At 68.3% G+C, this 23,210-nt stretch carries 25 protein-coding genes; 15 read left to right on the plus strand and 10 right to left on the minus strand.

Features of this window, described 5'->3' with window-relative positions:
* The first annotated feature begins 45 nt into the window (after window positions 1-45).
* The 8 genes from coxB to L2U69_RS12810 all read left to right on the plus strand — a co-directional run bounded on the left by coxB (window position 46) and on the right by L2U69_RS12810 (window position 7,740).
* Window positions 46-897: a cytochrome c oxidase subunit II gene (coxB, locus tag L2U69_RS12775; RefSeq protein ID WP_236107457.1), complete on the plus strand. Its 852-nt coding sequence runs from the start codon at window positions 46-48 to the stop codon at window positions 895-897.
* Between the two features lie 20 nt (window positions 898-917).
* Window positions 918-2,552 (plus strand): cytochrome c oxidase subunit I, encoded by a 1,635-nt coding sequence (ctaD, locus tag L2U69_RS12780; RefSeq protein WP_236107459.1) that lies wholly within the window; start codon window positions 918-920, stop codon window positions 2,550-2,552.
* Window positions 2,553-2,575: 23 nt separating this feature from the next.
* Window positions 2,576-3,511, plus strand: coding sequence for a heme o synthase (locus tag L2U69_RS12785; protein WP_329605399.1), 936 nt, complete (start codon window positions 2,576-2,578; stop codon window positions 3,509-3,511).
* Window positions 3,512-3,641: 130 nt separating this feature from the next.
* Complete coding sequence (locus L2U69_RS12790) at window positions 3,642-4,259, plus strand: cytochrome c oxidase assembly protein (protein ID WP_236107461.1); 618 nt, start codon at window positions 3,642-3,644, stop codon at window positions 4,257-4,259.
* A gap of 28 nt (window positions 4,260-4,287) precedes the next feature.
* Window positions 4,288-5,142 carry a cytochrome c oxidase subunit 3 gene (locus L2U69_RS12795; protein WP_236107463.1) on the plus strand — a complete coding sequence of 285 codons (855 nt, stop codon included), beginning with the start codon at window positions 4,288-4,290 and terminating at the stop codon, window positions 5,140-5,142.
* A gap of 22 nt (window positions 5,143-5,164) precedes the next feature.
* A complete protein-coding gene (locus L2U69_RS12800; RefSeq protein WP_236107465.1) occupies window positions 5,165-5,479 on the plus strand; it encodes a DUF983 domain-containing protein in 315 nt (104 codons plus the stop codon).
* A 20-nt stretch (window positions 5,480-5,499) separates the two neighbouring features.
* Window positions 5,500-6,243, plus strand: a complete 744-nt coding sequence (locus L2U69_RS12805) for an SURF1 family protein (protein WP_236107467.1) — start codon at window positions 5,500-5,502, stop codon at window positions 6,241-6,243.
* Window positions 6,244-6,246: 3 nt separating this feature from the next.
* Window positions 6,247-7,740: a carboxypeptidase M32 gene (locus tag L2U69_RS12810; protein WP_236107469.1), complete on the plus strand. Its 1,494-nt coding sequence runs from the start codon at window positions 6,247-6,249 to the stop codon at window positions 7,738-7,740.
* Here L2U69_RS12810 and L2U69_RS12815 read toward each other — a convergent pair.
* Complete coding sequence (locus L2U69_RS12815; RefSeq protein WP_236107471.1) at window positions 7,725-8,657, minus strand: helix-turn-helix transcriptional regulator; 933 nt, start codon at window positions 8,655-8,657, stop codon at window positions 7,725-7,727. The genes L2U69_RS12810 and L2U69_RS12815 overlap by 16 nt on opposite strands.
* Window positions 8,658-8,829: 172 nt before the next feature.
* Between L2U69_RS12815 and L2U69_RS12820 the strand changes: the two genes are divergently transcribed.
* The gene (locus tag L2U69_RS12820) at window positions 8,830-9,753 is read left to right on the plus strand and encodes an SMP-30/gluconolactonase/LRE family protein (RefSeq protein ID WP_236107473.1); all 924 of its coding nucleotides are present in this window, start codon (window positions 8,830-8,832) and stop codon (window positions 9,751-9,753) included.
* A gap of 15 nt (window positions 9,754-9,768) precedes the next feature.
* Here L2U69_RS12820 and L2U69_RS12825 read toward each other — a convergent pair whose 3' ends face one another.
* Window positions 9,769-10,482: a Crp/Fnr family transcriptional regulator gene (locus tag L2U69_RS12825; protein WP_236107475.1), complete on the minus strand. Its 714-nt coding sequence runs from the start codon at window positions 10,480-10,482 to the stop codon at window positions 9,769-9,771.
* A 279-nt stretch (window positions 10,483-10,761) separates the two neighbouring features.
* Here L2U69_RS12825 and L2U69_RS12830 point away from each other — a divergent pair, with 279 nt between their 5' ends.
* A complete protein-coding gene (locus tag L2U69_RS12830) occupies window positions 10,762-11,175 on the plus strand; it encodes a YidB family protein (RefSeq protein ID WP_236107477.1) in 414 nt (137 codons plus the stop codon).
* A gap of 97 nt (window positions 11,176-11,272) precedes the next feature.
* Window positions 11,273-11,857, plus strand: coding sequence for a YqgE/AlgH family protein (locus L2U69_RS12835; RefSeq protein WP_236107479.1), 585 nt, complete (start codon window positions 11,273-11,275; stop codon window positions 11,855-11,857).
* 63 nt (window positions 11,858-11,920) lie between these two features.
* Here the strand turns inward: L2U69_RS12835 and L2U69_RS12840 are convergent, their stop codons facing one another.
* The 4 genes from L2U69_RS12840 to thrC are packed head-to-tail and all read right to left on the minus strand — an operon-like array spanning window position 11,921 to window position 16,258.
* Complete coding sequence (locus tag L2U69_RS12840; RefSeq protein ID WP_236107481.1) at window positions 11,921-12,946, minus strand: hypothetical protein; 1,026 nt, start codon at window positions 12,944-12,946, stop codon at window positions 11,921-11,923.
* A 43-nt stretch (window positions 12,947-12,989) separates the two neighbouring features.
* Window positions 12,990-13,574, minus strand: a complete 585-nt coding sequence (locus tag L2U69_RS12845; protein WP_236107483.1) for a GNAT family N-acetyltransferase — start codon at window positions 13,572-13,574, stop codon at window positions 12,990-12,992.
* A 24-nt stretch (window positions 13,575-13,598) separates the two neighbouring features.
* The gene (locus tag L2U69_RS12850; protein WP_236107485.1) at window positions 13,599-14,855 is read right to left on the minus strand and encodes a M16 family metallopeptidase; all 1,257 of its coding nucleotides are present in this window, start codon (window positions 14,853-14,855) and stop codon (window positions 13,599-13,601) included.
* A 14-nt stretch (window positions 14,856-14,869) separates the two neighbouring features.
* The gene (gene thrC, locus L2U69_RS12855) at window positions 14,870-16,258 is read right to left on the minus strand and encodes a threonine synthase (protein ID WP_236107487.1); all 1,389 of its coding nucleotides are present in this window, start codon (window positions 16,256-16,258) and stop codon (window positions 14,870-14,872) included.
* Between the two features lie 131 nt (window positions 16,259-16,389).
* On the opposite strand from thrC, the gene L2U69_RS12860 reads away from it, so the two are divergent.
* Both L2U69_RS12860 and L2U69_RS12865 read left to right on the plus strand, forming a co-directional pair.
* The gene (locus tag L2U69_RS12860) at window positions 16,390-16,971 is read left to right on the plus strand and encodes a hypothetical protein (RefSeq protein WP_236107489.1); all 582 of its coding nucleotides are present in this window, start codon (window positions 16,390-16,392) and stop codon (window positions 16,969-16,971) included.
* Complete coding sequence (locus L2U69_RS12865) at window positions 16,968-17,945, plus strand: putative bifunctional lysylphosphatidylglycerol flippase/synthetase (RefSeq protein ID WP_236107491.1); 978 nt, start codon at window positions 16,968-16,970, stop codon at window positions 17,943-17,945. The genes L2U69_RS12860 and L2U69_RS12865 overlap by 4 nt, the downstream gene beginning before the upstream one ends.
* A 6-nt stretch (window positions 17,946-17,951) precedes the next feature.
* On the opposite strand, the gene L2U69_RS12870 is transcribed toward L2U69_RS12865, so the two are convergent.
* Both L2U69_RS12870 and L2U69_RS12875 read right to left on the minus strand, forming a co-directional pair.
* Window positions 17,952-19,070 (minus strand): alanine racemase, encoded by a 1,119-nt coding sequence (locus L2U69_RS12870; protein WP_236107493.1) that lies wholly within the window; start codon window positions 19,068-19,070, stop codon window positions 17,952-17,954.
* A 9-nt stretch (window positions 19,071-19,079) separates the two neighbouring features.
* Window positions 19,080-19,622 carry a GNAT family N-acetyltransferase gene (locus L2U69_RS12875; RefSeq protein ID WP_236107495.1) on the minus strand — a complete coding sequence of 181 codons (543 nt, stop codon included), beginning with the start codon at window positions 19,620-19,622 and terminating at the stop codon, window positions 19,080-19,082.
* Window positions 19,623-19,668: 46 nt separating this feature from the next.
* Here L2U69_RS12875 and L2U69_RS12880 point away from each other — a divergent pair, with 46 nt between their 5' ends.
* Window positions 19,669-20,136, plus strand: a complete 468-nt coding sequence (locus tag L2U69_RS12880; protein ID WP_236107497.1) for an HIT domain-containing protein — start codon at window positions 19,669-19,671, stop codon at window positions 20,134-20,136.
* 13 nt (window positions 20,137-20,149) lie between these two features.
* On the opposite strand, the gene L2U69_RS12885 is transcribed toward L2U69_RS12880, so the two are convergent.
* Both L2U69_RS12885 and L2U69_RS12890 read right to left on the minus strand, forming a co-directional pair.
* A complete protein-coding gene (locus L2U69_RS12885) occupies window positions 20,150-21,328 on the minus strand; it encodes an acetate/propionate family kinase (RefSeq protein WP_236107499.1) in 1,179 nt (392 codons plus the stop codon).
* A 2-nt stretch (window positions 21,329-21,330) separates the two neighbouring features.
* The gene (locus tag L2U69_RS12890) at window positions 21,331-22,722 is read right to left on the minus strand and encodes a bifunctional enoyl-CoA hydratase/phosphate acetyltransferase (protein ID WP_329605400.1); all 1,392 of its coding nucleotides are present in this window, start codon (window positions 22,720-22,722) and stop codon (window positions 21,331-21,333) included.
* A gap of 65 nt (window positions 22,723-22,787) precedes the next feature.
* On the opposite strand from L2U69_RS12890, the gene L2U69_RS12895 reads away from it, so the two are divergent.
* Entirely contained in the window at window positions 22,788-23,195 is a 408-nt protein-coding gene (locus L2U69_RS12895; RefSeq protein ID WP_236107501.1) for an EthD domain-containing protein, read from the plus strand.
* Window positions 23,196-23,210: the final 15 nt, after the last annotated feature.

The raw sequence follows: 23,210 nt of genomic DNA on the forward strand, positions 1-23,210 counted from the left end.
CACTGTGTCTCGGCCAGGCTTAGCAAGCGGGAGTTGAATCGACCCATGGGCTACAAGCTCAACCGGGCCACCACTGGCCTTCTTTCCGTGCTCGCCGGCGCGGCCCTTGCCGGCCCGGCGCTGGCGGCCCAGCCGGAACCTTGGGAATTGAACATGCAGCCCGCGGCGACGCCCGTCGCCGAGAAGATGCATGAATTCCATGACCTGCTGCTGGTCATCATCATCGCCATCACCGTCCTGGTGGCGGCGCTTCTCGTCTATGTGATGTTCCGCTTTCGGGCGGCCAAGAACCCGAACCCGTCGAAGACGTCCCACAACACCCTGATCGAGGTCTTGTGGACGGTGGCGCCGATCATGATCCTGGTCGTGATCGCCATCCCCTCCTTCCGCCTGCTCTATTATTCGGACAAGGCGGCGGACGCGGAGATGACCGTGAACGTCAAGGGCTACCAGTGGTACTGGGCCTATGAATATCCCGACTCGGGTGATTTCGAGATCGAGTCGCGCATCGCCGCCCGCACCGAGGCGGAAGCGGTCGACGGCAAGATCCGCCTGCTTTCGACCGACAATCCGATGGTGGTGCCGGTCGACACCGTGGTCCGCGTGATCATCACCTCCGACAACGTGATCCATTCCTGGGCCGTGCCCGCCTTCGGCGTGCAGAAATACGCCAATCCCGGCCATGCCAACGAAAGCTGGTTCGAGGTCACGAAGACCGGCACCTATTACGGCATGTGCCAGCAGATCTGCGGCTCCGACCACGGCTTCATGCCGATCGAGGTCAAGGTCGTGTCCAAGGCCGAATACGCCGACTGGGTGAAGGCCCGTCAGGCCGAGGCCGGCATCACCCCCGAAACCACCGTCGCGTCGGCCCTGCCGGCCGCGCCCGCGAACTGACCCCCCAGGAGGACAGGCTCATGGCAAGCACTGCTGTGGCGCATGGTCACGACGATCATCACACCCCCACGGGTCTTCGTCGCTGGCTGTTTTCGACCAACCACAAGGACATCGGCACCCTCTATCTGATCTTCGCGGTCGTCGCGGGTCTGATCGGCGGCGCCATGTCCATGCTCATGCGCCTCGAGCTGCAGGAGACGGGCACCCAGTTCATCACCAACCACCACGTCTTCAACGTGCTGGTGACGGGCCACGGCCTGATCATGGTGTTCTTCGTGATCATGCCGGCCGTGATCGGCGGTTTCGGCAACTGGTTCGTGCCCCTGATGATCGGCGCGCCGGACATGGCGTTCCCGCGCATGAACAACATCTCGTTCTGGCTGATGGTGCCGTCCTTCTCGCTGCTGCTGATCTCGGTCTTCGTGCCGGGCATCGGCTCCGATACGGGCGTCGGCACGGGCTGGACGATCTATACCCCGCTCTCGTCGAGCGTGCCGGGCGTCGTCACCCACGACGGGCCGGCGGTCGATCTCGCGATCCTGTCGCTGCACCTGTCCGGTGCCTCGTCGATCCTGGGCGCGATCAACTTCATCACCACGATCTTCAACATGCGGGCACCGGGCATGACCCTGCACCGCATGCCGCTGTTCGCGTGGTCGATCCTGGTCACCGCCTTCCTGCTGCTGCTGTCGCTGCCCGTTCTGGCCGGCGCCATCACCATGCTGCTGACGGACCGCAACTTCGGCACCGCCTTCTTCGATCCGGCCGGCGGCGGCGACCCGATCCTGTTCCAGCATCTGTTCTGGTTCTTCGGCCACCCCGAAGTCTACATCATGATCCTGCCGGGCTTCGGCATCATCAGCCACATCATCTCGACCTTCAGCCGCAAGCCCGTGTTCGGCTATCTCGGCATGGCCTATGCCATGGTCGCGATCGGTGTCGTCGGCTTCATCGTCTGGGCGCACCACATGTATACGACCGGCCTCGCCGTCGATACGCGCGCCTATTTCACCGCGGCGACCATGGTCATCGCGGTGCCGACCGGCATCAAGATCTTCTCCTGGATCGCGACCATGTGGGGCGGCTCCATCCGCTTCACCACGCCGATGATCTGGGCGATCGGTTTCATCTTCCTGTTCACCGTCGGCGGCGTGACCGGCGTGGTGCTGGCCAATGCCGGCATCGACACCGCGCTCCACAACACCTATTACGTCGTGGCCCACTTCCACTACGTGCTGTCGCTCGGCGCCGTGTTCTCGATCTTCGCGGGCTTCTACTACTGGTTCCCCAAGATGTCGGGCCGCATGTATTCCGAGGTGCTGGGCAAGATCCACTTCTGGACGATGTTCGTCGGCGTGAACCTGCTGTTCTTCCCGATGCACTTCCTGGGTCTCGCCGGCATGCCGCGCCGCGTGCCGGACTATCCGGACGCCATGGCGGACTGGAACCGGATCGCCTCCTTCGGCGCCTATATCGCCGGTGCCAGCACGATCTTCTTCCTCTTCGTCGTGCTGCACGCCTTCCTGGCCGGCAAGCGCGCCGCCGCGAACCCCTGGGGCGAAGGCGCGGATACGCTGGAATGGACCCTGCCGTCGCCGCCTCCGTTCCATCAGTTCAACGATCTGCCGGTGATCAAGCCGACGGCGCACCACTGATCAGCCGGCCGGAGAAAGCCTAAGTGACCATCGTCACCGACAACCGTCTCTCCGTCGCACAGGACGCCGGGCCCGCCTCTTCGGAGGCGGGTCTCGACGCCCGTGCGTCGGACTTCTTCGCACTGCTCAAGCCGCGGGTGATGTCGCTCGTGGTCTTCACCGGGCTGGCCGGCATCGTGCTGGCGCCGGGCGACATCCATCCGATCATCGGTTTTGCCGCGCTGCTGTGCATCGCCGTCGGCGCCGGCGCCTCGGGCGCCTTGAACATGTGGTACGACGCCGACATCGACGCGCGCATGTCGCGGACGCAGTCCCGCCCCATTCCCATGGGCCGGTTGACGCCCGACGACGCGCTCGCCTTCGGCCTCGTCCTTTCCGTTGCCTCGGTCCTCTCCATGGGCCTGCTGGTCAACGTCCTGTCGGCGGCCCTGCTCGCCTTCACGATCTTCTTCTATGTCGTCGTCTACACGATGTATCTGAAGCGGCGCACGCCCCAGAACATCGTCATCGGCGGCCTTTCGGGGGCCCTGCCCCCGGTCATCGGCTGGGCCGCCGTGACCGGCACCGTCACAATCGAGTCGCTCGCGCTCTGCGCCCTGATCTTCTTCTGGACGCCGCCGCACTTCTGGGCCCTGTCCCTGGTCAAGGCCAAGGACTACGGCGCCGTCGGCGTGCCCATGATGCCGAATGTCGCGGGCCCCGAATCGACCCGTCGCCAGATCCTGGCCTATGCCGTGCTGCTCGCGCCCCTCGGCGTGGCGCCCGCGCTGCTCGGCTTCGCCGGCATGACCTACGGCATCGCCGCCGCCGCCCTCGGCCTCGTCTTCGTGGCGCTCGCCGTCCGGCTCCATAGGGTCCGCACCGACAGGGCGGCCATGCAGCTCTTCGGCTTCTCGATCCTCTATCTCTTCCTGCTGTTCGCCCTTCTCCTGGTCGAACGGCTGGCGGGCCTCGCCTGATGGGAGGGGCGATCATGACCGAATCCGACATGCACCGCCGCCGGCGGGGCCGCAACATCGCCCTCGGGCTGGCGCTCGCCGCCTGGGTGGTGGTGATCTTCCTGGTCAGTCTCGTGAAGGTCTCGGGGCAATGAGCAGGCAGCCGCTGCCCGAAGGCTATCGTCCGCCGCGCCACGGGCGGACCGCCCTGGTGCTGGCCGGCGTGGTCGCGGGCATGATCGGGCTGACCTATGCCTCGGTCCCGCTCTACTACCTGTTCTGCGCCGTCACCGGCCTCGGCGGCACGACCCAGCGCGCCACCGACGACGAGGCCCGGGTGGCCGCCGCCGCCGTCTCGGACCGGGAATTCACCGTGCGTTTCGACGCCCAGACCGCCAGCACCCTGCCCTGGACCTTCAAGCCGGAGCAGCGCCAGGTGACCGTGAAGGCGGGCGAGCAGAAGCTGGTCTTCTTCAAGGCCGCGAACGACGCCAAGACCCCCGTGACCGGCCGCGCCACCTTCAACGTGACGCCGCTGAAGTCGGGCCAGTATTTCGTGAAGATCGCCTGCTTCTGCTTCGACGAGCAGACGCTCCAGCCGGGGCAGAGCGTGGACATGCCGGTCCTCTTCTACGTCGATCCCGCGATCTCGGACGACCGCAATCTCGACGAAGTGAAGACCATCACCCTTTCCTACACCTTCTACCGGGATCGCGACGACACGGCGGACGCCGCCGCGCACGCCTCCCGGGCGACGACGACCAACTGACCGGAGCCGGTTCGAGGGAACGACAGCCATGGCGCAAGCAGACCATCCCAATCACGACTACCACCTGCTCAATCCGAGCCCGTGGCCGCTTCTCGGCTCCTTCTCGGCCGGCGTCATGGCGCTGGGCGCCATTCACTGGCTGCATCCCGAGTCGTTCCTCGCCTTCGTGCCGACCAAGTCGACCCTGTTCTGGATCGGCCTCGCCGGCGTGCTCTACACCATGCTGGCGTGGTGGCGCGACGTGGTCGACGAGTCGGTGCACAAGAAGGAACACACCCCGGTGATCAAGCTGGGCCTGCGCTATGGCATGGTCCTGTTCATCGCGTCCGAGGTGATGTTCTTCGTCGCCTGGTTCTGGGCCTATTTCTACGGCGCCCTGTTCCCGACCGAGGCCATGGGCCATGTCTGGCCGCCCCAGGGCGTCGAGACCTTCGACCCCTGGCATCTGCCGTTCATGAACACGGTGATCCTGCTGCTGTCGGGCACGACCGTGACCTGGGCCCACCACGCCCTGATCGAGGACGACCGCAAGGGCCTGATCCAGGGCCTGACCCTGACGGTGATCCTGGGCGTCTTCTTCTCCTGCGTGCAGGCCTACGAATACTCCCACGCCGCCTTCTCCTTCGGCGGCAACGAGGCGGGCGCCAACTTCTACGCCGGCACCTTCTTCATGGCGACCGGCTTCCACGGCTTCCACGTCTTCGTCGGCACCATCTTCCTGCTGGTCTGCCTGATCCGCGCCTACAAGGGCCATTTCACCCCGACCAGCCATTTCGGCTTCGAGGCGGCGGCCTGGTACTGGCATTTCGTCGACGTGGTGTGGATCTTCCTCTTCGCCTCGATCTACGTCTGGGGTGCCGGCGCCGGCGGCGCCCACCACTGATCGAGACGGCGAGGCGCAGACATTGGCAAAGGCACGCTGTCCGCGCTGCGGTCAGGGCCCCCTGTTCACGGGGCTCCTGGCCGTCCGCGACAAATGCCCCGCCTGCGATCTCGACTACAGCGAGATCGACACCGGGGACGGCCCCGCCGTCTTCGTCATCCTGATCCTGGGCGCCATCGTCACCGGCGGCGCCCTCTGGCTCGAACTGAATTACGAGCCGCCCATCTGGGTCCATCTGGTGATCTGGATGCCCTTGATCCTCGGGCTCTCCATCGTCATGCTGCGGCGGATCAAGGCGTCGCTGATCCACCAGCAATACCGCAAGCTCGGCTGGTAATTCCTGAACAAGAGGCCCCCATGGCCCCCACCGCTTCGGCCAATCCTGGGCGCCGGCGTTTCCGTCCGACGCTCTGGCCCACCATCGTCACCCTCGTCGTGCTGGCGTCCCTGCTCGCCCTCGGCACGTGGCAGCTCCAGCGCCGTGAATGGAAGCAGGGCCTGATCGACGCGCTCGAGGCCCATCGCGCCCTGCCGCCGGTGGAACTGCCGACCACGATCGAGGATCCGGAGGCCTGGCGCTATCGCAACGTCACCGTGACCGGCACCTTCCGCCACGCGGACGAGATCCACATCATCGCCTATTCCGCCGCCTCGAAGCAGGGCTATCAGATCGTCACCCCCATGGTGCGGGCCGACGGCAGCACCGTCCTCGTGAACCGCGGCTGGATTCCGACCGAGAACCGCGAGCCCGAAACGCGGCCCGAAAGCCTGGTTGCGGGCGTGGTCACGGTGACCGGCATGGCCCGGCCCGGCTGGCCGCAGAATTTCTTCGTGCCCGACAATTCGCCCGAGACCAATACCTGGTTCTGGGGCGACCTGCCGGCCATGGCGAAGGCCGCCCATGCCCCCGATGCCCTGCCCCTCTTCGTCGAGGCGGACAAGACGCCCAATCCGGGCGGCCTGCCCATCGGCGGGCAGAGCGTGGTCAACCTGCGCAACGACCATCTCGAATATGCCATCACCTGGTATGCGCTGGCGGTCGGCATCTTCACGGTCTATTTCCTCTATCATTTCCGCCCCGAAGACGCGCCGAAGGCCTGATACATGACCGCCAATGCCTATGCCCGCCTGGAAGAGCGTTTCCGCCGTCTCTCGGCGGTGCAGGGCGCCTTGTCGGTGCTGCATTGGGACAGTTCGGCGGTGATGCCGCCCGGTGGCGCCGAGGCGCGGGGCGAACAGATCGCCGCCCTCTCGGTCATCGCCCACGAGATGATCACCGCGCCCGACATGGGCGACCTGCTGGGCGCCGCCGCCGATCTGGAGCTTTCGCCCTGGCAGGCGGCCAATCTGGCCGAGATGGCGCGCAACTGGCGCCACGCCACGGCCGTCGCCCCCGATCTGGTCGAAGCCCTGGCGCGCCAGTCGCACGAGACCGAGCTGGCCTGGCGCACCGCCCGCGCGGCCAATGATTTCCCCGATCTCGCCCCCCGGCTCGACGCCCTCCTCGGCCTCGTCCGGCAAGTGGCGGCGGCCAAGGCCGAGGCTTTCGGCCTCTCGCCCTATGACGCCCTGCTCGACGAATACGAGCCCGGCGGCCGGGCGGCCCGGATCGACGCCCTGTTCGACGAATTGGGGGGCTTCCTGCCGGACCTGCGCGCCCGCGTGATCGAGCGCCAGGCGGCCCTGCCGGACGCCATGCCCCTGACCGGCCCCTTCCCGGTCGAGGCTCAGCGCGCGCTGGCGGACAAGGTGCTGGACGTGCTGCGCTTCGATCGCAACCACGGCCGTCTCGACGTCAGCCACCACCCCTTCACCGGCGGCGTGCCCGACGATGTGCGCATCACCACCCGTTACGCGACCGAGGATTTCACCCGTTCCCTCATGGGCGTGATCCATGAGACCGGCCACGCCCAATACGAACGCGGCCTGCCCGTCGCCTGGCGCGGCCAGCCGGTGGGCAATGCCCGGGGCATGGTGATGCACGAGAGCCAGTCCCTGCTGCTCGAGATGCAGGCGTGCCGCACGCCCGAATTCATCGCCTTCCTCGCCCCCCTGGCGCGCGAGACGTTCCATCGCTCCGGCGCCGCCTACGAGCCCGCCAACCTGCGCCGGATCTATCACCGGGTACAGCCCGGGCTGATCCGGGTCGATGCCGACGAAGTCTGCTACCCGTCCCATGTCATCCTGCGCTATCGCCTGGAGAGGGCGATGATCGCCGGCGATCTCGCCATCGCCGACCTGCCGGGCGCCTGGAACGAGGGCATGGCGGAGGTGCTGGGCATCACGCCGCCGAACGACGCCGACGGTTGCATGCAGGACATCCACTGGCCCGGCGGCGCCTTCGGCTATTTCCCGACTTATACCCTCGGCGCGCTGGCGGCGGCCCAGCTCTTTTCGGCGGCGACGGCGGCCGACGAGGCCATCCTGCCCGGCATCGCCGAGGGCGACTTCGGCCCCCTGCTGGCCTGGCTGCGGCCCCATGTCCACGAACAGGGCTCGCGTCTTTCGACCGACGAGATCCTGACGGCGGCCACCGGCATGCCGCTCGGCACCGCCGCCTTCAAGGCCCACCTCGAGACGCGCTACCTGAACGGCTGAGCGCGCGCCCGGGCCCGCCCGGGCGTGAGACCGAAGGCATCGCGAAAATGGCGGGTGAAATGCCCGCGCGACAGATAGCCGACGGCCGTCGCCGCCCGTTCGGCGCTGGCGCCCGATGCCAGAAGATCGCGGGCCGAGCGCATCCTCTCCCGGCGCAGCAGATCGCCGAAGGCCAGCCCCTCTTCGCTCAGACGACGGCGAAGCGTCGATTCCGACATCGCCAAGGCCCGCGCCACCAAGGGCGCCGTCCAGGGCGCGGCCAGATCGCCGCGCACCAATTGCACCACCCGCTCGCCCACCGAACGATCGAACAGGGGCCGCGCGGCGGGATCGGCTTCGAGCAGTGCCAGGACTTCCGCAAGGCGCGAGCGCCGCACCGTCGGCCCAGCCGGGCCCGCGGCGATCTTCGATGCGGCATGGATCAGCGTATCGACCAGATGCGGCGTCAGGCAGAGTTCGACCGGCGCTCCGGCCCCCACCGCCCGAGCCCCCGATGCCCGAGCCCCCGATGCCCGAGCCCACGCCGTGCGGGCCCCCTCGGAGCCGTCGGGCAGAGCATCGGGCGCGACCTCGACGATCAGGGACTGATAGACGCCGTTGCGCTCGCTCGGCAGGTTCAGCACGTCCATGGCGATCTTGGCCGGCAGGACGAAGGCGGAGCCTTCCCGCAAGACCGTCGCCGCGTCACCGCGCCAGATTTCCTTGGCGCCGGACAGCACGACCCCGAGAACCGGGAGGTCGAGACGAATGGCCGCCAACCGCTCCCGCGCCAGCGCGCAATAGGAAAACAGGTTCTCGCCATGGGGCACGGTGCCGGCGGTGTGATCCCGACGGAAGGAGGCCAGACCTGCCAGCAAGCGGTCGGCCAGCAAGCGGTCGGCCAGCAAACGCTCGGCCAGCAAACGCTCGGCCAGCAAACGCTCGGATGGACCGGGGATTCGAGGGGGCGCTTCCATGCCCGACACGATACCGCACCCCAGCCCGCGCCCGAAGGCCGCCTTGACCGGAACGGGAACATTTCAGGCTGAAACCGATACGCGGCCCGCGTTCCCCGCCCCTAGCCTGCCCTGACCTGAAGGAGGAACGATCATGACCGGACAGCCCGCCCCCGCCCGAACCCTGGCCACCCTGCCCCGCGCCGCGCTGATGGCCTTGACCGCCGCCCTGCTGCCGGACCCGGCCGCCGCCGAGCCGGCGCCCCGCGTCGTGACCGGTTTCGCCCATCCCGAAAGCGTGGTGATCGACGGCGACCGGCGCTTCGTCTCCAACATCGGCGCCGAACTCGCCCCGCTCGCCAGGGACGGCGACGGCTTCATCAGCGAAATGGCGGCGGACGGTACCCTGGTCGAGCGCCGTGCCCTTCCCGGCGCGGGCGACGCGCTGAATGCGCCGAAAGGCATGGCCGTGGTCGGCGGCACGCTCTACGTCACCGATATCGACCGGGTCGTCGGCTTCGACATCGACAGCCGGCGGCGCGTGTTCGAAGCGGCCCTGCCGGAAGGAGACGCCGTCTTCGCCAACGACCTCGCGGTCCTGGGGGATGCGACGCTGCTGGTCTCGGACACGCTGCGCGGTCTCGTGTTCCGTCTCGACCTCGCGACCGGGGGCTTCACACCCTGGGCCGCCGGCGTCCCCGGGGCCAACGGGCTGGCCCATGATCCGATCGCGGATCGCACCATGGTCGCCGGCCTCGGCGCGGATTTCGGCGGCGGCGATCTCTTCGCGATCACCGGCGACGGCACGGCGACCGCGCTCACCCGGGGCCCGCTCGGCATTCTGGACGGTCTCGTGCTGCTGCCCGGCGGCGATGCGCTGGTGTCGGACTGGGTCGCGCTCGGCGAACCCGTGCAGGGGCGGCTGTGGCGGCTTCCGGCCGACGGCGGCACGCCGGCCGTCGTGTGCCTCGACGCGCCGCTGCACGGGCCCGCCGACTTCGACTACGACGCGGCGACCGGCACGCTCTGGATTCCGGCGACGATGGACGGCGCGGTGGTGATCGCGCCCTATCGCTGACAGGTTCGCGGCACCTCAGCGCGCCGGCGTGTCTTCCCGGCGCGGGTTCAGCTTCTGCGCCAGTTCGGCCAGCGTGTCGCGCGAATCGATATAGACGGTCTTGTGGACCTTGCGGATATAGCCGTCGTCTATGAGCTGGCCCATCACGCGGGCCACCGTCTCGCGCGTGGTCGAGGCCAGCGCCGCGATTTCCGCCTGGGTCGGCAGGGGATAGATCATCCAGGAATCGGGCTTCACCGGGTCGGGCTTGGCGAGGCGCAGCAGCTCGACGCAGACCCGCTGATGGGCGCCCAGGGTGGCCAGGTCCATGATCCGCTCGTCCGCCGTGCGGATGATGCCGATCATCTTCTGCAGCACCCGGAACGCGACCGGCGGTCTCTCCTTCAGGAGATCGATGAAGACCTCGCGCGGCAGTTCGGCGATCCGGCAATTGGCCTGGGCGACGATATTGGCCGACCGCGGCAGGCCGTCGATCGCCGACAACTCGCCGAAGAAATCGCCGGCCTTCACCCGGGCATAGGCGATCTCGCGCCCCTGCTTCGAGAAATTCACCACGTCCACCTCGCCTTCGACGACGAGATAGACGCCGCGGCAATCGCTCTGGCGGTCGAAGATGACCTCGCCTTCCTCGAAACGGTGCCAGCGCGCGACCCGTGCGAGATCGGTCAGGACATCGTCGGACAGGCCCTCGAAGAGCGCGATCTGGGCAAGCTGGCTACCGGTGGACATGGCGGGAAGGTTAGCCGACCGGAACCGCACGTCAATCATCCGTTGGCAGGCGATTCGACGATTTCTGTGACGCAGGGCACAGCGCCCCGGCCGCGGTCGTGACACCTTTCCCCTGCCTCGCACCCGAGGCGCCAACCCTGCACTACCTTTCCCGCCTTCCTCAGGAAGGCGGGATTTTTTTGATCGCCGCCCCGCTTTTTCCCGAAAAGCGGGATTTTCTTCGCCGCTTGCCCGTTCGGTCTGCGAAGATGCCGCTCCGCCGCGAAGAGGAGAGAAGCGATGGACGTGTTGCAATTGGGTGTCGACCTTCTGAAGCGCTATTTCGGCGACAAGGTCGATGCGGGGGCCCTGGGCGGGGCGCTGGCCGGCCTGCTCGGCGACGGCGGCAAGATCGACCTCGGCGCCCTGGTGGGCAGGCTGTCGGCGCAGGGCGGCGGCCTGCAGTCGATGCTGGGCTCCTGGCTGGGCGACGGGCCCAATATGTCGATCGATCCCTCGACCGTCCTGTCCCTCTTCGGCGGCGACAAGGTCTCGACCTTCGCCGACCGCATCGGCGTCGGCCGCGACGAGGCGGCGGGCGGCCTCGCGGATGTCCTGCCCCAGATCGTCGATCGTTTCAGCAAGGGCGGCTCCCTGCTCGAGGCCGGCGGCGGCCTTTCGGGCATGATGGACATGGCCCGCAAGCTGTTCTGACGCCGCCGCCGATAGCGGGAACAGGGAGGGGAGGCAGGCGCGGATCGTCGCGCGCTTGCCTCTTGCGGGCTTGGCCGGCCGGCCCCAATCTATAGTCATGACGAGCGTTACGGAGACTGAAGCCCCCAGCCTCGAAGGCAAGCTGCTGGTGGCCATGCCGACCATGGGCGATCCACGGTTCGAGCGGACCGTGATCTACATGTGCGCCCATTCCCCGGAAGGCGCCATGGGCCTGGTGGTGAACCGCCCGGCGGACCACATCAGCTTTCCCGAACTCCTCGGTCAGCTCGGCATAGAGGCGGATGCGGGCACGGACGTCGAGGACATCAAGGTGCTGTCCGGCGGCCCGGTCGAAGCGGGACGCGGTTTCGTCCTCCATTCCGACGACTACACCCAGGCGACCACCATGGAAGTGGGCGAGCGCGTCGCCCTGACGGCGACCGTCGACATCCTGCGCGCCATCGCCACCGGCCACGGCCCGCGCCAATGCCTGTTCGCGCTCGGCTATGCCGGCTGGGGCCCCGGCCAGCTCGACGCCGAGATCCAGGCCAACGGCTGGCTCCACGTCGATGCCGACCCGGATCTTCTGTTCTCTGCCGATTTCGAGCGCAAATGGGGCAAGGCCATCGCCAAGCTGGGCTTCGACATCGCCCAGCTTTCGGGCACCGCCGGCCGCGCCTGAGCGTGGCCGGATCGGTGCCCGATCCCGATCAGGACCCGATCCCGAATCAGGGCCCGATGCGGATCAGTGCCAGGCGCCCTCGTATTTCTCGTCCAGCTTCTTGGCGATCTCGGCCAGCTTGCCGACGGCCTGACGGACCTTGGTGAGGTCGGCCAGCAAGGGCTCCACCGCTTGCTTGGTCTTGTCGTCGCCATAGACGAATTTACCGTCCTCGCCGCGCTTGGCCTTGCCGTCGATCAGGGCGCCGGCGATTTCGCCGAGCAGGCGGGCGGCCTCGCGGGTCGCGGCCGCGAAGCCGACGTAGAAGGCGACATATTCCTTGTGGCGCTGGGCCATGCTCTCGTCCATCGAGCGGCGGAAATCGGCGGCCAGATCCGCTTCCTCGGCCTTGGCGCGCATGTCCTCGGCTTCGCGGCGGTAGAGCGCCTTCACCTGGTCCGGCACGCCGCTGAGCAGCACGTCGATGTCGAGAAGGCGGCTGCGCATGGCGAGCAGCGCATCCTTGTCCGCCGGATCGAAGGTCAGGTTCCAGTCGATCTCGCTGGCCTTGACCTGATCGAAGACGTTGCGCATCGCGGTCTTGGTCTCGGCCGTGCGGCGGCTGACGTAGAGCAGGAAGTCGGCGTAGGCGTTGTCGGGCGCCAGCGCCTCGAGCCGGCTGCGCACCTCCGCGACGTCCTTGGCGCCGGTGACCGCGGCATAGGTCTCGCGCTGGGCCTGGATGTCACCATACGGCCCGGCGAAGACGACCCAGAGAGCGATGAAGGGCACGATGCCGATCGCGAGCAGGCGGAAGCGGCGCCGAACCTCGGGCGGGCCCAGCGGGATCAGGGTGATGCCGAAGCCGATCGCCCCGGCCAGTGCCACGAGACCGATCAGGACCAGGATGCCGGCCAGCGCGTAATTGTAGAAGACATTGGCGATCATCGCGACGGAGAGCACCACCAGCACGCACATCACGATCCCGGCGATCAGCGGCAGCAGCGCCAGAAAGGAACGTTTCGCCGGCGCCGGGCCCTGGAAATAGGGAGTCGCGGTCTCCGCCGACGAGGGCCATTCGGCCTCCGGGTAGTCCTGTTCGTTCGTCACTGAAATCTCCGGAATCGGCGCTCCCCGGCGCGCTGGCTCAGTCTCAAGGCCGGGGATCGGTCACGAGCATGGCGAACAGCAGGTGGTCCTGCCATTGGCCGTTGATACGCAGATACTGGCGCGCCCTGCCCTCGGGGCTGAAGCCCGCGCGCCGCAGCACCGCCTTCGACGCCTCGTTGGACGGCAGGCAGGCCGCTTCGATACGATGCAGGCGCAGGGTTTCGAAGACGTGAACGACGGTGGCGCGCACCGCCTCGGTCATCAGGCCGCGGCCGGCATGGCGCTGGCCCATCCAATAGCCCAGGGAACAGCTCTGCGTCACCCCCCGGCGTATGTTGCTGAGCGAAATCCCGCCGAGCAGCACCCCCTCGCCCCGGCTGAACAGGAAGAAGGTGTGGCCGCTGTCCTCGCGCGCCTCGCGGGCATAGCGGCGCAGGCGATGGCGAAAGGCGTTGCGGGTCAGGTCGTCGGCGGCCCAGAGCGGTTCCCACGGCGTCAGGAAATCGCGGCTGTCGGCGCGCAGTGCCGTCCATTGCTCGAAATCGCCGGCGACGGGCGGGCGCAGTTCCAGGCGGTCCGTCGTGATCACCGGCAGGGGATCGAGCCGGAAGGTGCGAATCAGCGCCACCCCGATCTCCCCCGCGCCGCCGCGTCAGCCGAAACGCGCCGCGATCCGCGCGTGCGGTTCGATCGCGCCATGAGGGCCGAGGGCGGCCACGGCCGGCTTGCCCTTGGCCACGGTCTCGGCGAAGCGGCGCACCGCCGCCGCGTCGACCTTCGCCAGTTCGCCCAGCACTTCCTCGGTCGGGATCACGCGGCCGTGCATCAGCCATTGCCGGCCCACGGTCTCGATCACCGACGACGGGCTCTCCAGCCCCATCAGGTAGCCGGCGCGAAGCTGCGCCCGGGCGCGCGCCACCTCTTCCTCGGTGGCGTCGACCGCCAGTTTCGCCATTTCCTCGGCGATCACCGGCACCAATTGCCCGGCATCGTCCTCGGACGTCCCGGCATAGAGGCCGATGGTGCCGCTGTCGACGCTGGAGCCCGAATAGGCGAAGACGGAATAGGCGAGTCCGCGCACCTCGCGGATCTCCTGGAACAGACGGGACGACATGCCGCCGCCCAGCACCGTGGCATAGACCTGGGCGGTGTAGTAATCCGCATCGTCATAGGCGACGCCCGGAAACGCCATGGCCAGATGGACCTGTTCGAGATCGCGGTCGTCACGCCAGTCGCCGGCGACGAAACGGGCTGTCTCCGCCCGCGTCTCGCCCCGGGGGCCGAGCCCGGCGAAGTGCCGCGCCGCCAGATCGCGCATCTGGTCGTGATCGACGGCGCCCGCCGCCACCATGGTCATGGCCGGGGCGCGATAGTGGTCGGCCATGTAGCCGGCAATCTCGTCCCGGGTCAGGCGCGCGACATTCTCCGCGCTGCCGAGGATCGGGCGGCCGATGGCCTGATCGGGATAGGTCGCTTCCTGCAGCATGTCGAAGATCAGGTCGTCGGGCGTGTCCTGGGCCTGGCCTATCTCCTGGATGATGACCTGGCGCTCGCGCTCCAGCTCGTCCGGCTGAAAGGTCGAGCGGGTCAGGATGTCGGCCAGGATGTCCGCCCCCAGTTCCACGTCGTCCTTCAGGACGCGGGCGTAATAGGCGGTCTGCTCGCGGCTGGTGAAGGCGTTCAGGATGCCGCCCACCGCCTCGATCTCCTCGGCGATGCGCCGCGCGCTCCGCTTTTCCGTGCCCTTGAAGGCCATGTGTTCGAGCATGTGGGAGACGCCGTTCAGCGCCTTGGTCTCGTGGCGCGCCCCGACGTCGACCCAGACGCCCAGCGCGACGGAGCCGAGTTCGGGCATGGGCACCGTCAATACGCCCAGGCCGTTGTCCAATGTGCTCGTTCGAACCTTCATGAAGTCTCTCTGTCTCAGCCGATGATCGCCGTCATATGGGCCTGAAGGGCGTCGGCGTCATTGGCCAGAACAGCATATCTCTCATCGCGTTCATAGAGGTCGGCCATGCGCGGCGGCAGGCCCGGGGCGATCCCGGTCGCCGCTTCGACCGCCGCCGGGAATTTCGCCGGATGCGCCGTCGCCAGCGTCACCATGGGCACCGAACGGTCGCCGCGCGCGCCCGCGGCCCCGGCGAGACCGACCGCCGAATGGGGATCGACGACGAGGCCGGTGGCGCGCAGCATCATGGCCATGGTCTCGCGCGTCATCTCCTCGTTCACCGAGACGGCGGCGAACAGCGCACGTGCCTGATCCAGCACATTGGCGCCGAGCGCGAGGCGCCCGCTCTCCTGGAAGCCCGCCATCGCCTTCGCCGTGACGGCGCCGTCACGGCCGTAGAGATCGAACAGCAGGCGCTCGAAATTGCTCGAGACCTGGATGTCCATGGAGGGGCTGATGGTCGGCTGCACCGTGCCGGTCGAATAGTCGCCGGCATTGAGGGCGCGGGCCAGAATGTCGTTCCGGTTGGTGGCGACCACCAGGCGTTCGACCGGCAGGCCCATCTGGCGCGCGACATAGCCGGCGTAGATATCGCCGAAATTGCCCGTCGGCACGCTGAAGGAAACCGCGCGATCGGGCGCGCCGAGGGACAGTGCCGAAGTGACGTAATAGACCGTCTGGGCGACGATGCGCGCCCAGTTGATCGAATTCACCGCCGAAAGCCGCGCCTTGTCGCGGAATTCCAGGCGGTTGAACAGCGCCTTCACCAGGGCCTGGCAATCGTCGAACGTGCCTTCGATGGCGATGTTGTGGATGTTGTCGTCCAGCACCGTGGTCATCTGGCGGCGCTGCACCTCGGACACTCGGCCCTTGGGATGCAGCATGACGACCTGTACCGCCGGCAGGCCGCGCAGCGCCTCGATCGCCGCCGAACCGGTATCGCCGGAAGTCGCGCCCAGCACGGTCACCTGCTCGCCCCGGCGGGTCAGCACGGTGTTGAACAGGCGCCCCAGCAATTGCATGGCGACGTCCTTGAAGGCCAGCGTCGGCCCGTGGAACAGCTCCAGCAGGAAGTCGTTCGGCCCGACCTGCACCAGGGGGCAGACGGCGGCGTGATCGAAGCTGCCATAGGCGCCGTCGATCAGTTCGGCCAGCGTCGCGGGCGACAGGCTGTCGCCGACGAAGGGCGCCAGCATCTCGAAGGCCACCGCCTGATAGGGCAGGCCGCGCCAGCCCTTCAGCTTGTCGGCGATGGCGGGCCAGCTTTCGGGCACATAGAGCCCCCCGTCGCGGGCGAGACCGGCCAGCAGGACACCTTCGAAATCGAGCGCGGGGGCGGCCCCGCGGGTGGAGATATAGCGCACGTCGAAAACCTCGGGCCCGGGACGGTACCGCCGCCCCGGTTTCGCGCCGGAGACTAGCGGCGGGAAGATCAGGGTTCAACCGAAGCCGCCGTCGATCTGCTATGACGGACGGCCAAGGGACGGAATCCATCATGTTGTTGCGCCAGAAACTCCTCGATGCCCTCGCCGCGGGCCGGATCGGCTTCGTCTTCGGGCGCTGGAAGACGCCGGCGCTGCGCCTCGGCACCATGAAGACCGCCGCCGGCACGGTTCTGGTCGAGGCGATCGAGGTGGTCGATCCCGCCGTCATCACGGCGGATGAGGCGGTGGCTGCCGGCTTTCCCGATCTCGCCGCCCTTCTCGCCTGGCTGGGGGCTTCGGGGCCGGCGGTCCACCGCGCCCGCCTTCGCCTCGCCGAGCCGGCGGATCCCGCCGCCGCCGAAAAGGCCCTGGGGCGGCGTCTCGATCGCCACGACCGTGTCCTGGGCCGGCCCTGGACGCGGGCGGCGCTGCGGCTGATCGACGCCAGCCCCGCCCCCGCCGCCGGCGAAATCGCGGCGGCGCTGGCGTTTTCGCCGGCCGAGGCGCGGAAGGCGATGCGCCTTCTGGCGGACATGGGACTTGTCATGGGCGACGCGGGGGGCTATCGCCTGACGGCAAGGGGCCTTTCCCTCGCCCGAACGCCCATCGGCGCCGATGCGCCGCAAGAAGAACGATCGAATCCCGCCGAATGAATTCCGAAACGCCGATGCCGATCGCCCGGTCGGGCCAAAGACCGCTCTGGCGGCGCCTGATCGGCCCGATCCTGGTCGGCGTCATGCTGGTCATCGCCTTCACGGTGCTGGACCGCATGGCGGGCCACATGAGTTTCGCCGACGTCCGCGCCGCCATGCTGGCGACGCCCGACGGCGCCATTCTGCTGTCGATCCTGTTCACGGCCATCAGCTTCGGCGCGCTCGCCGCCTATGACGTGCTGGCGGTGCGCGCCGCCGTCCGCAGCAAGGTGCCGTTTCGTACCGCCGCGTTCGCCGGCGCCGCCGGCTATGCCTTTTCCAACGCGCTCGGCTTTCCGGTCATGACCGGCGTCTGGGTGCGCTATCGGATCTATTCCGTCTCCGGGCTTCGTGTCGTCGACATCACCCGTGTCGTGACCATGACCTGGGTCTCGTTCTGGTTCGGCTGCGGGCTGGTGATCGGCGCCTTCGTCGCGATCGAGCCCCACAGTATCGCCGCCCTCCTCGACATGCCGCCGCCGGTGGCGCGCCTGCTGGGCATCACCGTGGTCGGCCTCGTCCTCCTGTTCGTCGCCTGGGTCTCGACCGGCGATCGCCGTGTCGCGGTGCGCCGCTTCCATCTGAACATGCCCGACCGGCACACGGTGATCGGCCAATTGGCGGCCGGCGCGGTCGATTTCATCGGCGCGGGCGCCGCCCTCTACGTCCTGCTGCCGGAAGCGGCGCAGCCCGCCATCGGCACGTTCACGGTGGTCTTCGTCTCGGCGCTGACCCTCGGGATCATCTCCCATGCGCCCGGCGGCATCGGTGTCTTCGAGGCGACCCTGGTCTCGGGTCTCGGGACCGAGGCGGGACCCGCCCTGCTCGGCTCGCTGATCCTGTTCCGGGTGATCTACTACCTGCTGCCGCTCGCCTGTGCCGCCGCCGCCATGGCGATCGCCGGGGTCGTGCTCCGCCTCCGGCGCCGGCGATAGCCCCCGTCAATAGCCCCGGCCGCGCCCCTCGACGGGCCAGATGTCGACCAGCGTATCGCCGTCGACGACATGGATGACGTCGTGCAGGTTCACGGTCGGGTCGCAATGCGGCACCTGCAGGGCCACGGTCTCGCCGAGCGCGAGGGGCGCGAAGACCGCGCCATGCTCGTCCCCCATGAAGGCATAGTCGGCGCCGCCGGGCGCTTTCGGCTTCGGGCCGTCGGTCGCGAAAGCCTTGAAGCCGGCGTCGACGGTGACGAAATCCGCGGCATTGGCGCTGATCACCCGCGCATCGACGAAGAGCGCGGGCCGGAACGGCCCCGCCCCTTCGGCGGTCAGGGCGATCGCATCATATTCGACGTCCATGAAGACATAGGACCCGGCCTGGAGTTCGTTCAGGACGCCGAGCCCGGCTTCGAGGTCCGAGGTGCCGGTGCCGCCGCCGGTCATCAGACGGGGCGGCAGCCCCAGGGCGCGCAATTCCGCCGCCGCTTCCGCCATGGGCGCCAGCGCCATGGCCGCGATGTCGCGGCGAAGCCCGTGATCCTCGATGTGCTGGGCATGGCCGGCATAGCATTGCAGCCCGGCGAAGGCGATCCCCGGCGTCGCGGCCGCGCGGCGGGCCAGGGCGACGGCGGCCCCGGCGTCGGCGACCCCCGTGCGATGGATGCCGGGATCGATGTCGACCACGGCGCCGATCGCCGTGCCGGCCAGCGCCGCCGCCTCGGCCAGCAGGGCGAGGCCGGCCTCGGAATCGACCGCCACCAGCAGTTCGGGCAGGCGTCCCGCCAGTGCCGCCAGACGCGGCGGTGCCAGGGCGCCCAGGACGGGCGAGGTGATCAGCAGGCTTTCGAGCCCGGGCGTCGCCGCCAGCGCCTCCGCCTCGCCCAGTTTGGCGGTACAGATGCCGACCGCCCCCGCCGCCAGCTGGCGGGCGGCGATCGCGCGGCATTTATGGGTCTTGGCATGGGGCCGGAGCGCCAGGCCGGCGGCCCGGGTGCGCGCCGCCATGGTCGCCAGATTGTGCTCGAAGGCCCTTATGTCGAGCACCAGCGCCGGCGTCGCCAGATCGCGCCTGCCGCCCTGGCGCCCGATCAGCGCCGCGTTGGGATGCCCGGTGGCCACGGTGGAACCCTATTCCGCCGCCATTTCCTTGGCGGACTCGAGTTCCTTGTAGAAGAACACCGTATCCTCCATCCGCCCGGTGGCGGCGCGGGCGAAGCGCGGCACGCGGCCGACCTCGGTCCAGCCCATGGCACGGTACAGCCGCTCCGGCTTGTCGCCCGCGCGGGTCTGCAGCGTCAACAGGGTGCGCCCGGCGGCGGCGGCGGCCTTTTCGGCGACCATCATCAGCCGCCGGCCGAGGCCGTTGCGGCGGATTTCCAGGGCGACGATCAGCTTGTCGATCTCGGCGCGATGGCGCTGGTTGGGCGTGCGCACGAAATTGACGCAGACCGTGCCGATCAGGCGCTTGGCCTGTTCCGCGACGATCAGCACGCAATCGCCGTTACCGACGCTGCCCGCGACCTGGGTCCAGAAGGCGACGGCATCGCCATAGTCGAGGGGCGCCAGAAAATCGACCGAGGCCCCGGCGTCCACCGCTTCGACCAGCAGGTCGGCGAGGGCGGGGATGGCGGCCCAGACTTCGGCCGTATCCAGGGTGCGAATGATGGTCATGCTGAGGCCAGCATAGCCACAAGGCGAAAGTCGACGCCAGCGCCAGATGTTCTATCCGCTTCGACCATGGTATCAGCACTCCATGTCCCAAGGACCCGACGTCAACATGCCCGCAGACTTCGCCCTCGACCCACGACTTGCCGAAGACACTCTCCTGCTTGGCGATCTCCCCCTGTCGCGCGTGCTCCTGATGGACGAAGGGCGCTATCCGTGGCTCGTCCTGGTACCGCGACGTCCCGGCCTCGTGGAGCTGACCGACCTTTCGGCCGAGGAGGCTCCCGTGCTCTGGGGCGAATTGCACCAATGTTGCGCCGCGATGACGGGCATGGGAACAAAAATCAACGTCGGCGCGCTCGGGAATATCGTGCGCCAGCTGCATATCCACGTCATCGCCCGGCACGAAGGCGATCCGGCCTGGCCCGGGCCGGTCTGGGGCCATTCCCCGCGCCAGCCCGCCGACCCGGCCGAACGGTCCCGCCGCGTGGCGGAATTCCGCCGCGCGCTCGGGTTTTAGGGGGATTTGGGGCTCAGCCCAGCAGGGCGACGGTTTCCTGGACGATCACCGCTTCCTCGTCGGTCGGGACGACGAAGCCGGCGATGGCACTGTCCGGCGCGGTCAGGCGCGGCCCGCCGGCCGCATTGGCCGCCACGTCGGGCACCAGCCCCATGAAGCGCAGGCCGTCCAGCACCATGGCGCGAATCGGCGCGGCGTTCTCGCCGATGCCGGCCGTGAAGACGACGGCATCCAGCCCGCCCAGCACCATGGTCAGGGAGCCGATCTCCCGCAGGATGCGGTGCACGAAGAGGGCGACCGCCTCGCCGGCCTCGGGCGCATCCGAGGCAAGAAGGTCGCGCATGTCGCTGGAGATGCCGGAAACGCCGAGCAGGCCCGACTTCTTGTAGAGAATGTCGGTCACCTGCGTCACCGAGCAGCCCTTCTGATCGAGCAGATAGAGCACGATGCCCGGATCGATGGCGCCGGCGCGGGTGCCCATCATCAGGCCGTCCAGGGCGGTGAAGCCCATGGTGGTGGCAACGGATTTCCGCCCCGCCATGGCGCACAGGCTGGAACCATTGCCGAGGTGGGCGACGATGACCTTGCCGTCGGCCAGATCGCCCATGATCGGCGGCATGCGCTGGGCGATCGCCTGATAGGAGAGGCCGTGGAAGCCGTAGCGGATCACGCCCTCGTCGATCAGGTCGCGCGGCAGGCCGAACAGGCGCGCCAGGCGGTTCTGGCCGACATGGAAGGCGGTATCGAAACAGGCCACCTGGGGCAGGTCCGGGCGCAGCCGTGCCAGAACCTCGATCGCCGCCAGATTGTGGGGCTGATGCAGGGGGGCCAGCGGCACCAGGGCCCGTAGCTTTCCGATGACGTCGGGCGCGATCAGGACCGACCGGTCGAAATCGATACCGCCATGGACGACCCGGTGGCCGACCGCCAGGATCGGCCGCCCCGGCAGGCGCTCGGCCGAGATCTGCAGCAAAAGGTCGAGCGCGTCTTCCTGCTCGTCCATCTGGTCGGGCCGGAGATCGAGGGGGATGGCGGCACCGGTCCCGTCCCGCAGCTTGAACTCCGGGCGCACCCCGATGCCGCCGATCATCCCGTCGAAAAGGGTACGGCCGGCAATATCGGCGATCCGGAACTTCACGCTGGAGGAGCCGGCATTGATGGTCAGCACGATGCCGTTCGGATCCACCCCCACGCTCACGCCTCCTTGCCCGGGGCACAGCGCACGCGCAGCACCGCCAGCGCGGCGGAGGCGGCGCGCGCCGCCGGCCCGTCGGCCCGGCTGGTCAGCATGATCGGCACCTTGGCGCCGAGCACGATGCCCGAAGCCTCGCCGTCGGCCAGATAGCCGAGCTGTTTCGCCACCATGTTGCCCGCTTCCAGATTGGGGCAGAGCAGGATGTCGGGCGTGCCCGAGACGGGGGATGCGATATGTTTCGTCTTGGCCGCATCGGCCGAGATCGCATTGTCGAAGGCGAGCGGGCCGTCGACGATGCCGCCGGTGATCTGGCCCCGGTCCGCCATCTTCGAGAGCGCCGCCGCATCGACCGTCGACGGGATCTTCGAGGTTACCACCTCGACCGCCGAGAGGACCGCCACCTTCGGCGTCTTGATCGCCAGCGCCCGGGCGAGATCGATGGCGTTCTGCGCGATGTCGCGCTTTTCCTCCAGCGTCGGGGCGATGTTCACCGCCGCGTCGGTGATCAGCAGCAGCTTCTCGTAACTCGGCACATCCATGACGAAGACGTGGGACAGGCGGCGGTCCGTGCGCAGCCCCCCCTTGTGGCCGAGCACGGCGCCCAGCACCTCGTCGGTATGCAGACTGCCCTTCATCAGGGCCTCGACCTCGCCCGCCTGGGCCAGTTCGACCGCGCGGTCGGCGGCGGCATGGCTGTGCTCGGCGTCGACGATGCGGATGCCCTCCAGCGAACGCCCCAGCTTTTCGGCGACGCCACGGATGCGCATCTCGGGCCCGACCATGACCGGCTCGACCAGGTCGAGGTCGCGGGCATCGAGCGCGCCGCCCAGCGAGGCTTCGTCGCAAGGATGCACCACCGCCACCTTCAGCGACGGGAAGGCGACCGCGCGCTGGATCAGTTCGCCGAGACGGGCCCCCTTCCGCAGCAGGCGGATCTCCGGCAGGCCGACGGCCGCGATCTTGATCTTCTCGGTCGGCGCCAGCACGTCGACCGTGCCGCGCAGCACCTCGCGCAACGCCTGATTCTGGCCGGCGAAGGTCAGCTTCAGATGACGGTCCGGGCCCTTTTCGGCGACCGAGACGGTCAGCTTCAGGGTGTCGTCCAGACCGACCGGGCGCAGGAAATCGATGCTCTGGGCCAGGATGATGGTGCCCGGCCCGGGCAGGATCGTGCCCACCATGGCCGACACCAGCGCCAGCGCCCAGGGCGCCGGGGCCACCGGCTCACCGTATTTATGGGTGGAGGCGAAGGCCGGATCGACCAAGTAGGGATTGAGGTCGCCGGTCAGGGATGACAGGGTGGCGATGTCCTCGCGATTGAGGCGGCGCTCGAGGGTGGTGGATTCACCGACCACGATCTCGTCAAACGTACGGTTTTCGAGCATTGTCATGGAGACAGAGTAGACCGAAGCTTGATGACAAGAAGAAGAACAATGTGCGGGAAAGCCGAGAAATCATGATCAAACTGATGGTCTGCATGCGCCGCCAGCCGGGCATGTCGCGCGAGCGGTTCCAACACTACTGGCGCGAGGTTCATGGTCCGATGGCGGTCGAGCGGGCGAAGGCGCTGGGCATCAGCCGCTACATCCAGAACGTCACCGTGCACGAGGAAATCTCGGCGGCGCTGGCCGCCACGCGGGGCACGCCGGTCGCCTATGACGGTATCGATTCGCTCTATTGGGATTCGATCGAGGACATGCTGAACCACCTCGGTTCCCCGGAAGGCGGCCGCGCCGCCTCGGAACTCTTCCTCGACCACATCAATTTCATCGACTACCAGAACTCCCCGATCTTCATCGGCGAGGAAGTCGATCTGGTGGGCGGCAGCGCGTCGGCGCCGGCGGTGAAGGCCGGCGCGGGCTGAGACGACCATGCCTGC

Source organism: Zavarzinia marina (genome assembly GCF_021568905.1).
GTDB lineage: Bacteria > Pseudomonadota > Alphaproteobacteria > Zavarziniales > Zavarziniaceae > Zavarzinia > Zavarzinia marina.